Genomic DNA, 13,212 nt, shown 5'->3' with positions numbered 1-13,212 from the left:
AAGCTTTTTGTTTTCGTCTAGTCATTTCACTGGATAGATTTCTGTAGATGAATTATAAAGCATGTTGATAGTTATGATGCTAAAACTAATAAATATTAAAGTTGTAAAAAGCCCAGAAATGATTTCTCTTATTATAAATCATTTCTGGGCTAATCTTATGTAGCAGGTCGCATGAAATATTGAAATAAAAAAAGTTCAAGCGTAGGCTTGAACTTTAGTTTATTTAGCAGCTGTCATTAAAGAAGATTTAATTCTAGCAGCTTTGTTAGAATGTATTAAGTTGCGTTGCGCAGCTTTATCTACTTTTTTCAATGCAAAGCTAATTAATTCAGCTTTGTTGTCAGCGTTAGTGTCAATTGCTGTATGAGCTCTTTTCACAGCTGTACGCATTGCATTTTTTTGTGAAATATTACGTTCCTCAGTTACACGAGTAGTATTAACACGTTTAATTGCAGATTTAATGTTTGGCATGTCTGTCACCTCCTAAAAGTGTGATCTTCGCTATCAAAAATTAATTTGATTACAACAAGAAATATTTTATCAAAACAACCAAGTTTCTGCAATCATTTATTTATAATAAGGCGCGTAAACTCGCGATAAATGATACAATAATAATTATAACAAGAAAAGATATTAGTAAAAATAGTAACATAAGCAACGAAAGATAAACATAAATTCAAATTTTACTATTAATTTTATCAAGTTTGCAATTAGTAGATAAAAACGTTATTATATCAAAGAATGTCATACATATTACGGGCTAGAATTATGAAAGTGAGACTGATAATACATGGATAAAGAAAATCGTTTAAACAAGCGTGAAAATATAAGAAACTTTTCTATTATTGCACATATTGATCATGGAAAATCTACATTAGCAGATAGAATTTTGGAAAATACTAAATCTGTTGAATCACGTGAAATGCAATCACAGTTATTGGATTCCATGGATTTAGAGAGAGAACGTGGTATAACAATAAAATTAAATGCGGTACGTTTAAAATATGATGCAAAAGATGGTGAGACTTATACGTTTCATTTAATTGATACACCTGGACACGTAGATTTTACATATGAAGTTTCAAGATCATTAGCTGCATGTGAAGGCGCTATATTAGTAGTAGATGCTGCACAAGGCATAGAGGCCCAAACATTAGCCAATGTTTATTTGGCATTAGACAACGATTTAGAGTTATTACCAGTTGTGAATAAAATAGATTTACCAGCAGCGGAACCTGAACGTGTAAAGCAAGAAGTAGAAGATGTTATAGGACTAGATAAAGATGATGTTGTATTAGCTAGTGCAAAATCAAATATTGGTATTGATGATATATTAGAAAAAATTGTAGAAGTCGTGCCACCGCCACAAGGAGACCCAGACGAACCATTAAAAGCATTGATTTTTGATTCAGAATATGATCCCTACAGAGGGGTTATTTCATCAATTAGAATTGTTGAAGGTACTTTGAAAACGGGTGATGAAATAAAAATGATGGCTACAGGAAAATCTTTTGAAGTTACAGAAGTAGGCATCAATACACCAAAGCAATTACCAGTTAGCGAGCTAACTGTTGGAGATGTTGGTTATGTCATTGCTAGTATCAAAAATGTAGATGATTCACGTGTCGGGGATACAATTACCCATCTACACCGTCCAGCAGCTGAGCCGTTAAAAGGATATAAGAAAATGAACCCAATGGTTTTCTGCGGTTTATTCCCTATAGACAATAAAGACTATAACGATTTACGTGAAGCATTAGAGAAGTTACAGTTGAATGATGCTTCATTAGAATTTGAACCAGAGTCTTCTCAAGCATTAGGTTTTGGATACAGAACAGGGTTTTTAGGCATGTTGCACATGGAAATTATCCAAGAACGTATTGAACGTGAATTTGGAATAGAATTAATCGCTACAGCCCCATCTGTAATTTATGAATGTATTCTTAAAAATGGTGATGAAATCTCAGTCGATAATCCAGCGCATATGCCTGAAAGAGATCAAATTGATACGATTTATGAACCTTTTGTAAGAGCGACAATGATGGTACCAAACGATTATGTGGGGGCAGTTATGGAATTGTGTCAACGTAAGCGTGGCCAATTTATTAATATGGAGTATTTAGATGATATACGCGTCAATATTATCTATGAACTGCCTTTATCTGAAGTAGTGTTTGATTTCTTTGATCAGCTAAAATCAAATACAAAAGGTTATGCTTCTTTTGACTATGAATTTATTGATAATAAAGAAAGCGACTTAGTTAAAATGGATATATTACTAAATGGAGAGAAAGTAGATGCACTTAGCTTTATAGTTCATAAAGACTTCGCATATGAAAGAGGGAAAGCGTTAGTTGAAAAGCTTAAAACGCTAATACCTAGACAACAGTTCGAAGTACCGGTACAAGCAGCAGTTGGACAAAAAATAGTTGCTCGTACAAATATAAAATCAATGGGTAAAAACGTTTTATCTAAGTGTTATGGTGGCGATATTAGTCGTAAAAGAAAATTATTAGAAAAGCAAAAAGCTGGTAAGGCAAAAATGAAAGCAGTGGGTAATGTTGAAATACCACAAGATGCTTTCCTTGCAGTGCTTAAGATGGACGAAGATTAATATGATTTTTTAAACATTGGGGCCTTAAATCCATTCGATTTATGGCCCAGTTTTTGTTATATGAATCTATTTTATTTAACGAAAGAAGGTCATTTCAAAAATGGAAGTGAAAAGTGCTTATATCCATATCCCTTTCTGTGTCAAAATTTGTACTTATTGCGATTTCAATAAATACTTTATACAAAATCAACCAGTGGATCAATATTTAGATTGCTTAATTAACGAAATGAAACAGAGCGAAGTTAGATCTTTAGAAACCGTTTTTGTGGGTGGTGGGACACCTACCGCTTTATCATATGAGCAACTGAAAAAACTATTAACTGCAATTACAGATATTTTTGAAATTAAAGGTGAATTTAGTTTTGAAGCCAATCCGGACGAACTAACTTTAGCCAAAGTACAACTTTTAAGAGATTATGGTGTAAATAGATTATCGATGGGCGTTCAAACATTCAAACCCGAATTACTAGCGATATTAGGACGTTCTCATAAGACAGAGGACATTTATAGAGCGGTGAACAATGCAAGGAAAGTTGGTATACCTTCTATAAGTTTAGATTTAATGTATCATCTACCCCAGCAAAGCCTAGAAGATTTTCAAGAAAGTTTAGAAAAAGCGTTAGCGATGGATATTGATCATATTTCAAGTTATGGATTGATTTTAGAGCCAAAAACTCAATTCTATAATTTGTACCGTAAAGGTCAATTGAAAATTCCAAACGAAGATGTTGGTGAAGAAATGTACGAATATTTATTAAAGCGAATGCACGAGACTGAATTACACCAATATGAGATTTCAAATTTTGGTAAAAAAGGACATGAATCAGAGCATAATAAAGTATATTGGAAAAACGAAGGCTATTATGGATTTGGCGCAGGGGCAAGTGGTTATGTAAATGGCGAGCGATATAATAATGTAAACCCTGTGAATCATTATATAAATAAGATACAAAATAAGGAAAGGCCCGTTCTTGACTCAGTTTATCCAACAGAAAGTGAACAAATGGAAGAAGAAATGTTTCTAGGTTTAAGAATGAATCAAGGCGTTAGTAGAAAACGGTTCGAACAAAAATTTAATAAAACAATTGATGATGTTTATAACGACACAATCAAAGATTTAAAGCAACGAGAATTAATTAATGATACTGGCGGATATATTTCTTTAACAGAGAGAGGTAAAGTAATTGGAAATCTAGTATTTGAGTCGTTTTTACTAAATGTTTAATTTTTTTCAAAAACTAGGGCTTTAACATTGACTTACTTTGACCAATTTGATAAATTATAATTAGCACTTGAAACAAAAGAGTGCTAATGAGGTGAAAACATGATTAGTGATAGACAATTGAGCATTTTAAATGCAATTGTTGAAGATTATGTTGATTTAGGTCAACCGATTGGTTCCAAAACACTGATTGAAAGACATAATTTAAATGTTAGTCCTGCTACTATTAGAAATGAAATGAAACAACTAGAAGAACTACAGTTAATAGAGAAGACACATACTTCATCAGGACGTTCGCCGTCAGAGTCAGGCATCAGATATTATGTGAATCAATTATTGCAACAAACATCTCATCAACAACACAAAAAAATACAACGTTTAAGAGACTTACTGGTTGAAAATCATTATGATATCTCCTCAGCTTTGAGTGAGTTCGCAAATGAACTTTCAATCGCTTCTCAGTATACAACGTTGGTAATGCGTCCAAATCACAAAAAAGATATTATTAATAACATTCACTTGATTCGAGCGAATGCATATTTAGTAATCATGGTTGTTGTTTTTACTTCTGGCCATGTTGAGCATTTACATTTAATATCCAAAGCACGTTTATCGAGTGATGAATTGACTAAAATAGCTAACTTTGTGACTGCAAGATACAATGCATTAAATCAACAACGCTTAGAAAATGAACTTAATGCTTTTGCGAAGTCGGATTTTGAAAAAGACTTTATAAAAGAAATGTTAGATACGATAGATGTTCATTTTGATAATCAAAGTAATGGCATTTACATGGGTGGAAAGGTTAAACTAATTGATGCACTTAATGAATCAAATGTTTCTTCTATTCAACCTATCTTGCAGTATATTGAATCAAACAAAATTACTCAGCTACTTGATGAAATGTCAAATTCATCAATTAATGTTAAGATTGGACAGGAAATCGAATCAAGCTTGAGCGATATTTCTATCGTCACTACAGAATATCATATTGATGATAGACTTAAAGGTCAAATTGCTGTTATCGGACCAACGGCAATGAACTATCAGAATGTAATACAATTACTAAATACGATTTGGTAATTAAGAATTGTATTGGAGGGCAGAAAATGACAGAAAAAAATGAATCAGTATTCGATGAAAACGAAAAAACTGAAGATATTAATCAAGAATCACAGAACGACCAAACTACTTCAGTTGAAGATGCTGATGAAATGAATAATGAATCACAAGATAATCTGCAAGAAGAAAATTCTGAAGACACTGAGGCAGATATCGATCCTAAAGATGAAGAAATTCAACAATTAAAAAATAATGTTCAAGAAGAAGAAGAAAAATATTTAAGATTATACGCAGAATTTGAAAATTATAAGCGTAGAATCCAAAAAGAAAATCAAACGATGAAAGCATATAAAGCTCAGGATGTTTTAAATGACATTTTACCGACTATAGACAATATAGAACGAGCTTTACAAATCGAAGGCGAAGATGAGCAATTTAAATCATTACAAAAAGGTGTGGAAATGGTTTATGAAAGTTTATTGAACGCATTGAAAAATAACGGTTTAGAAAAAATTGAGGCTGAAGGTCAACAGTTTGATCCAAATATACATCAAGCTGTAGTACAAGACGACAATCCTGATTATGAATCAGGTCAGGTCACTCAAGAACTACAAACTGGTTATAAATTGAAGGAACGTGTTTTAAGACCTTCAATGGTTAAAGTAAATCAATAGTTATATTGATGAAAATACCAAATTTTCAAAACAAACAGGAGGAATTTAGTTATGAGTAAAGTAATAGGTATTGACTTAGGTACAACAAATTCATGTGTAGCAATTTTAGAAGGTGACGAACCAAAAGTTGTTCAAAATCCAGAAGGTGCTAGAACAACACCATCTGTTGTTGCATTTAAAAATGGTGAAACTCAAGTAGGTGAAGTTGCTAAGCGTCAAGCAATTACTAACCCTAATACGATTCAATCTATCAAACGTCATATGGGTACTGAACATAAAGTAGATGTAGAAGGTAAATCATATACACCACAAGAAATATCTGCGATGGTATTACAAAACCTTAAAAATACAGCAGAAGATTATTTAGGTGAAAAAGTAGAAAAAGCAGTTATCACTGTTCCTGCATACTTTAATGACAGTGAACGTCAAGCTACAAAAGATGCTGGTAAAATAGCTGGCTTAGAAGTTGAACGTATCATTAACGAACCAACAGCAGCAGCATTAGCTTATGGTTTAGATAAAACTGAACAAGACCAAAAAGTCCTAGTATTTGACTTAGGTGGCGGTACATTCGACGTATCTATTCTTGAATTAGGTGACGGTGTATTTGAAGTACTTTCAACTGCAGGAGATAATAAACTAGGTGGAGATGACTTTGACCAAGTTATTATCGATTATTTAGTAGCAGAATTTAAAAAAGAAAATGGCGTAGATTTATCACAAGATAAAATGGCATTACAACGTCTAAAAGATGCAGCTGAAAAAGCTAAAAAAGATTTATCAGGTGTTTCTCAAACACAAATCTCATTACCATTTATTTCTGCAGGTGAAAATGGTCCATTGCACTTAGAATTAAGTTTAACACGTTCAAAATTTGAAGAATTAGCTGATTCATTAATCAGAAGAACAATGGAACCAACTCGTCAAGCTATGAAAGATGCTGGTATTAGTAGTTCTGATATCGATGAAGTTATTTTAGTTGGTGGTTCAACAAGAATCCCTGCAGTTCAAGAAGCTGTGAAAAAAGAAGTGGGTAAAGATCCTCACAAAGGTGTTAACCCAGACGAAGTAGTAGCAATGGGTGCTGCTATCCAAGGTGGCGTTATCACTGGTGACGTTAAGGATGTAGTATTATTAGACGTAACACCTCTATCATTAGGTATTGAGATTATGGGTGGACGTATGAATACATTGATTGAAAGAAATACAACTATTCCGACATCTAAATCACAAGTGTATTCAACAGCAGCAGATAATCAACCAGCAGTTGATATTCACGTGTTACAAGGTGAACGCCCAATGGCTTCTGACAACAAAACACTTGGTAGATTCCAATTGACTGATATTCCACCAGCTCCACGTGGCGTACCACAAATCGAAGTAACTTTTGATATCGATAAAAATGGTATCGTTAATGTTACTGCAAAAGATTTAGGTACTAATAAAGAGCAAAATATCACTATTCAATCAAGCTCTTCACTTTCTGACGAAGAAATCGATCGTATGGTTAAAGATGCTGAGGAAAATGCTGAAGCAGATAAACAACGTCGTGAAGAAAGTGATTTAAGAAACGAAGCAGATAGCTTAGTATTCCAAGTTGAAAAAACAATTACTGATTTAGGTGAAAACATCAGTGAAGATGATAAAAATAATGCAGAAGAGAAAAAAGAAGCTTTAAAATCTGCGCTTGAAGGCGAAGATATTGATGATATTAAAGCTAAAAAAGAAGAATTAGAAAAAGTAGTTCAAGACTTATCTGCTAAAGTTTACGAACAAGCTGCTCAAGCACAACAACAAGCACAAGGTGAACAAGCAAATGGTTCAGATGATAGCAATGTTGAAGATGCTGATTTCACAGAAGTGAACGAAGACGATAACAAAGACGATAAAAAATAAGTTTAGTTATTAATTGCTATTAAAAGCAAAATATGACACAATTGCTTAGCCAAATTAAGTCAAAGTCAATTGAACATTGGCTTTGACTTTTTCCTTTTTAATAAGTAATTTAATCCAACGTAAAAGGAGAGATAAAAGTGGCCAAAAGAGATTATTATGATATCTTAGGTGTCAGTAAAGACGCTTCTAAAGATGAAATAAAAAAGGCTTACCGTAAATTATCAAAAAAATATCATCCTGACATCAATAAAGAAGAAGGCGCAGACGAAAAATTTAAAGAAATCTCAGAAGCATATGAAACATTGAGTGATGAAAACAAACGTGCAAATTATGATCAATTTGGTCATGATGGACCACAAGGTGGTTTTGGCGGCCAAGGATTTGGTGGTCAAGACTTTAGCGGTTTCGGTGGTGGCTTCGAAGATATATTCAGTTCATTCTTTGGAGGTGGACGTCAAAGAGACCCAAATGCACCTAGAAAAGGTGATGACCTACAATATACAATGACTGTTACCTTTGAAGAAGCCGTATTCGGTACAAACAAAGAAATTTCAATTCGCAAAGATGTAACTTGTCATACCTGTGATGGCGAAGGTGCTAAACCGGGTACTAAGAAAAAAACGTGTCATTACTGTAATGGTTCAGGACATGTTGCAGTAGAACAAAATACGATTTTAGGTAGAGTTAGAACTGAAAAAGTTTGTCCAGTATGTAGTGGTTCTGGTCAAGAATTTGAAGAGCCTTGTCCAACATGTCATGGTAAAGGTACTGAAAATAAAACAGTTAAAATTAATGTGACGGTACCTGAAGGTGTAGATAATGAACAACAAATAAGATTAGCAGGTGAAGGTGCGCCAGGAGAAAACGGCGGACCACAAGGTGATTTATACGTTGTATTTAGAGTTAAAACATCTGAAACTTTTGAAAGAGATGGCGACGATATTTACTTTTCACAAGATATTAGTATTGCGCAAGCAACGCTTGGTGATGAAGTCAAGGTTCCAACCTTAAAAGGTCATGTAATGTTAACAATTCCTGGCGGAACACAATCAGGTAAACAATTCCGTCTCAAAGAAAAAGGCGTCAAAAATGTTCATGGATATGGTTATGGTGACTTGTTTATCAATGTAAAAGTTGTTACACCTACTAAGATAAATGAACGTCAAAAAGAATTGTTAAGAGAATTTGCTGATATTGATGGTGAATCATTAACTGAACAACCATCAAATTTTAAGGACAAAGCAAAAAGATTCTTTAAAGGAGAATAAAAAAATGAACTGGACTGAAATATCAATCACTGCAAATCATGATACGATATCTATTATTTCTAATATTTTAGAAGAATTCGGGTCAAACGGGGTTGTTATCGAAGATTCATTAGATCTTCAAAATGGTTTTGCTGATAAGTTTGGTGAAATTTATGAGTTAAACCCTAATGATTACCCAGTTAACGGCGTAAGGGTTAAAGCTTATTTTAATGAAATGAAATATACTCAAGACTTTAAAAAAGATCTGATTCATGAAATTAAAAGCATTGAATCTTTGGATACAAACATATTTGAATATCAACAACAAACGATTCAAGAACATGATTGGGAAAATGAATGGAAAAATTATTTTCATCCTTTTAGAGCTTCTGAAAAATTTACGATTGTTCCAAGTTGGGAAACCTATCAAAAAGAAGACGAAGCAGAAATGTGTATTGAATTGGATCCGGGAATGGCTTTTGGTACAGGAGACCACCCAACCACTAGCATGTGTTTGAAAGCGATTGAACACTTTGTAAAGCCAGATGATTCAGTGATTGATGTTGGTACAGGTTCAGGTATACTTAGCATTGCATCATATTTATTAGGAGTAGAACGCATAAAAGCGATTGATGTAGATGAAATGGCTATTAAAGTTGCGAAGGAAAACTTCGAAAAAAATAATTGTGTTAAAGCAATTGAAGCTGTGCCAGGCAATTTACTAACAGAAGAAACTGAAAAATTTGATGTCGTTATTGCGAATATTTTAGCTCATATTATTGAAGAAATGATTGAAGATGCTTATAATACTTTAAATAAAGATGGTTATTTTATAACTTCTGGTATTATAACAGAAAAGCATGAAACAATTTTAGCACAGATGAAGCGTGTTGGGTTTAAAATCATTTCTATTAATCATGAAAACGGTTGGGTATGTATCGTTGGACAGAAAGTGAGCGATTAAGCAATGCAGAGATATTTTATTGACCAAAACGCTGATATAAATCAGCGTTTTTTTATTACTGATCAAAGTGATATACATCACATTACAAATGTAATGCGATATCAAAATGACGATCAAATTATTATTACTTTTTCAGATCAAAAAGTTTATAAATGTAAAATTGAAAATATAACTATGGATCAAATCGAAATTGTATTAATAGAAAAAATGGATATCAATACAGAGTTACCACAACATGTAACAATTTGCAGTGGTTTAATTAAAGCAGATAAGTATGAATGGATGATACAAAAATCAACAGAGTTAGGCGCAAGCCAATTTATTGCTGTTGGTATGCAAAGGTCAGTTGTAAAACTTAATGAAAATAAAGTAATTAAAAAATTAGAACGTTGGCAAAAGATTATAAAAGAAGCTGCTGAACAAAGTTATAGGTTAATTATTCCAGAGATAGAGTATAAGTCGAATTTAAAGGAAATCTATGATATTATTGATGAATATGATTATGTATTGATTGCTTATGAAGAATCTGCTAAGTGTGGGGAAAAAAGTACTTTTAAAGCAGTTGTTCAAAAATTTGAACCTGGTGATCGTGTGTTAATCATTTTTGGACCAGAAGGTGGTTTGTCTGAATCAGAAATTAAGTTATTTGGAAGTTCAGCATATCAAGTCGGTCTAGGTCCTAGGATATTAAGAGCTGAAACTGCACCTTTATACACATTAAGTGCTGTAAGCTTTCAAAAAGATTTATTGGGGTGATATTTATGTCAACGGTTGCATTTCATACATTAGGATGTAAAGTGAATCATTATGAAACCGAAGCAATTTGGCAATTATTTAAAGAAGCAGAATACGAGCGTGTTGACTTTGAAACAAATGCTGATGTATTTGTTATCAATACATGTACGGTTACGAATACAGGTGATAAAAAAAGTAGACAAGTTATCAGACGTGCTATAAGACAAAATCCAGACGCAGTTGTATGTGTTACAGGTTGTTATGCACAAACATCTCCTGCTGAAATTATGGAAATACCTGGTGTAGATATAGTGGTCGGCACACAAGATCGAACGAAGTTAATCGGTTATATCAATGAGTTTAAAAAAGAAAGACAACCAATCAATGGTGTAGGAAACATCATGAAAAATCGTACATATGAAGAATTAGAGGTTCCATACTTTACAGATAGAACAAGAGCTTCATTGAAGATACAAGAAGGATGTAATAATTTTTGTACTTTCTGTATTATTCCTTGGGCACGTGGCTTAATGCGTTCCAGAGATCCTGAAAAAGTGATAGAACAAGCAACAACACTTGTGAATTCAGGATATAAAGAAATTGTTTTAACTGGTATCCATACAGGTGGATATGGCCAGGATTTAAAGAATTATAATTTAGCACAATTACTACGTGATTTAGAAACGATAGATGGATTAGAACGTATCAGAATTTCATCAATTGAAGCCAGTCAATTAACGGATGAAGTCATTAGTGTAATTGAACAGTCAAACAAAGTTGTGCGTCATCTGCATATTCCTTTACAATCTGGATCTGATTCAGTATTGAAGAGAATGAGAAGAAAATATACTATGGCTCATTTTTCAGAGCGATTGACGCGTTTACATGAAGCGCTACCTGGATTGGCAGTTACAAGTGATGTCATTGTTGGCTTCCCAGGTGAAACAGAAGAAGAATTCCAAGAAACATATGATTTTATTGTTGAACATCAATTTTCAGAACTACATGTATTTCCGTATTCTTCTAGAATTGGTACACCAGCTGCAAGAATGGATGACCAAGTGGACGAAAATATTAAAAATGAACGTGTACATCGTTTAATTCATTTAAGTGATCAACTGGCTAAATCATATGCATCTAAATTTGACCAAGAGGTACTTGAAGTCATTCCAGAAGAAGTTGGCAGTGAGCAAGGGACTTTAATAGGTTTTGCGGATAATTATATGAAAGTTCAATTTGAAGGTGATGAATCACTGATTGGCGAGCTTGTAAAAATTAAAATTACTCAACCTGATTACCCAATCAATCATGGGGAGTTACTAAGAGTAGTGGATCATGCTACCAATACAACAGAACATTCAATTACTGTTTAAATTTTAATGAACCATGATTTAACTGCAAACATCTTTTGATGGTGTAAAATGAATCATGAAATTAAAATTTTACTAATTGACCACATTAATCAGATATATTATACTAATTAATACATGGTAATTACCGTGTAATGATTATAAAGTTTCGTTGATATTTGGAGGGAGGGAAATACACATGTCTAAAACAGTAGTCAAAAAGAACGAATCACTTGAAGATGCGTTACGTCGTTTCAAACGTACAGTTTCTAAAAGCGGTACAATTCAAGAAGTACGTAAACGTGAATTTTACGAAAAACCTAGCGTTAAACGTAAAAAGAAATCAGAAGCTGCACGTAAACGTAAATTCAAATAATTAATTGTTTCGTTGACTCCCTCAACACCAACATTAATTATAAACCATAATAGCCTTAGTTGTTTATTCAGCTAAGGCTATTATTTTTATATGTTAAGAAATTGACTATCTATAATCCTTCTCCCTATACAATGATGTCATAAACATTGAAATAACATGATACATATTTAAGAAAACAACCACATTTACATTATGAACAAATATTAATGTCTGCTTCTTTTACAGTAGATTGAAAAAGACTATATTTATAGTTATAGCATTTAATTAAAAATGAATAACATTATGATTTTTATTGTGTAAACGGTATAATCATATATTTATTTCATGTATAATTAAATTGAGAGTGAGGTGATATAGTGATTCCTTCGATAAGCAATATACATACAATCTTTTCAACTAGACTTGTTGAAAACGGAAACTGGATAGACAACGTTTCTAACTTTATTGTTAGTCCAATAGGTGCTTTGATATTAACTTGTATTATCTTCTTAGGCTTTTTGTATCAGTTATATTCAAATAGGATAAATATTATCGGAATTATATCAACATTAGCGTTATTCATCTTCTTTTTAGGATTTTTTATAAAAGGTGATGTTAACTTTTATTCAGTTGTCTTATTTGCTATTGGTGTGATATTCGTCATTATTGAATTATTTGTAGTAGGTGCAATTATAGGCATTATAGGTATGGCATTAATCGTTTTTAGTATTGTTACTTTAGGTGACAATTTAGTGTACATGATTGCTAATGTTGTCGTTGCCTTAATATTATCAATCATAGAGTGGGTGATACTTGTGAAATTTTTCAAACGTAAAATACCGTTTTTAGATAAAGTTGTATTGAAGGATTCTACAAATGCAGAAGCAGGTTATACATCACATGAAGATCGCTCTCATTTAGTTGGAGAAGTTGCAGTTACATCTACAGATTTAAGACCAGCAGGAATTATTATTTATAACGATGAACGTATCGATGCAGTTTCAGACGGTTCTTTTATATTACGCAATAAAAAAGTAACTATTCTTGAAGTTGAAGGTACCCGAGTTGTTGTGAGAGAAATAGAAACATAAAGG

The 13,212-nt window shown here is 32.8% G+C and carries 12 protein-coding genes; 11 read left to right on the top strand and 1 reads right to left on the bottom strand.

Annotated elements, in window-relative coordinates; genetic code table 11:
• Positions 1-219 precede the first annotated feature (219 nt).
• Positions 220-471: a 30S ribosomal protein S20 gene (rpsT, locus tag MUA21_RS06685; protein WP_046208132.1), complete on the bottom strand. Its 252-nt coding sequence runs from the start codon at positions 469-471 to the stop codon at positions 220-222.
• A 319-nt stretch (positions 472-790) separates the two neighbouring features.
• Between rpsT and lepA the strand changes: the two genes are divergently transcribed.
• The 11 genes from lepA to MUA21_RS06630 all read left to right on the top strand — a co-directional run bounded on the left by lepA (position 791) and on the right by MUA21_RS06630 (position 13,209).
• Positions 791-2,614, top strand: a complete 1,824-nt coding sequence (lepA, locus tag MUA21_RS06680) for a translation elongation factor 4 (RefSeq protein ID WP_046208133.1) — start codon at positions 791-793, stop codon at positions 2,612-2,614.
• 100 nt (positions 2,615-2,714) lie between these two features.
• Positions 2,715-3,839, top strand: a complete 1,125-nt coding sequence (hemW, locus tag MUA21_RS06675; RefSeq protein ID WP_262560911.1) for a radical SAM family heme chaperone HemW — start codon at positions 2,715-2,717, stop codon at positions 3,837-3,839.
• 99 nt (positions 3,840-3,938) lie between these two features.
• The gene (gene hrcA, locus MUA21_RS06670; protein ID WP_107526300.1) at positions 3,939-4,919 is read left to right on the top strand and encodes a heat-inducible transcriptional repressor HrcA; all 981 of its coding nucleotides are present in this window, start codon (positions 3,939-3,941) and stop codon (positions 4,917-4,919) included.
• A gap of 26 nt (positions 4,920-4,945) precedes the next feature.
• Positions 4,946-5,572 carry a nucleotide exchange factor GrpE gene (gene grpE, locus MUA21_RS06665; RefSeq protein WP_064208889.1) on the top strand — a complete coding sequence of 209 codons (627 nt, stop codon included), beginning with the start codon at positions 4,946-4,948 and terminating at the stop codon, positions 5,570-5,572.
• Positions 5,573-5,623: 51 nt separating this feature from the next.
• On the top strand, positions 5,624-7,468 hold the full coding sequence (dnaK, locus tag MUA21_RS06660) for a molecular chaperone DnaK (RefSeq protein WP_107526299.1): 1,845 nt from the start codon (positions 5,624-5,626) through the stop codon (positions 7,466-7,468).
• A gap of 137 nt (positions 7,469-7,605) precedes the next feature.
• Positions 7,606-8,736 carry a molecular chaperone DnaJ gene (dnaJ, locus tag MUA21_RS06655; RefSeq protein WP_262560910.1) on the top strand — a complete coding sequence of 377 codons (1,131 nt, stop codon included), beginning with the start codon at positions 7,606-7,608 and terminating at the stop codon, positions 8,734-8,736.
• Between the two features lie 4 nt (positions 8,737-8,740).
• A complete protein-coding gene (gene prmA, locus MUA21_RS06650; protein ID WP_107526298.1) occupies positions 8,741-9,679 on the top strand; it encodes a 50S ribosomal protein L11 methyltransferase in 939 nt (312 codons plus the stop codon).
• A 3-nt stretch (positions 9,680-9,682) separates the two neighbouring features.
• Entirely contained in the window at positions 9,683-10,435 is a 753-nt protein-coding gene (locus tag MUA21_RS06645; protein WP_107526297.1) for a 16S rRNA (uracil(1498)-N(3))-methyltransferase, read from the top strand.
• A gap of 5 nt (positions 10,436-10,440) precedes the next feature.
• Positions 10,441-11,787: a tRNA (N(6)-L-threonylcarbamoyladenosine(37)-C(2))-methylthiotransferase MtaB gene (mtaB, locus tag MUA21_RS06640; RefSeq protein WP_046208141.1), complete on the top strand. Its 1,347-nt coding sequence runs from the start codon at positions 10,441-10,443 to the stop codon at positions 11,785-11,787.
• 175 nt (positions 11,788-11,962) lie between these two features.
• Entirely contained in the window at positions 11,963-12,139 is a 177-nt protein-coding gene (rpsU, locus tag MUA21_RS06635; protein ID WP_002483157.1) for a 30S ribosomal protein S21, read from the top strand.
• Between the two features lie 377 nt (positions 12,140-12,516).
• Complete coding sequence (locus MUA21_RS06630) at positions 12,517-13,209, top strand: NfeD family protein (protein ID WP_371090943.1); 693 nt, start codon at positions 12,517-12,519, stop codon at positions 13,207-13,209.
• Positions 13,210-13,212 lie beyond the last annotated feature (3 nt).

This window comes from Staphylococcus ureilyticus (assembly GCF_025558845.1).
GTDB lineage: Bacteria > Bacillota > Bacilli > Staphylococcales > Staphylococcaceae > Staphylococcus > Staphylococcus ureilyticus.
The sequence above is the reverse complement of the archived record's forward strand: the minus strand, read 5'-3'. Positions and strand labels throughout refer to the sequence as shown.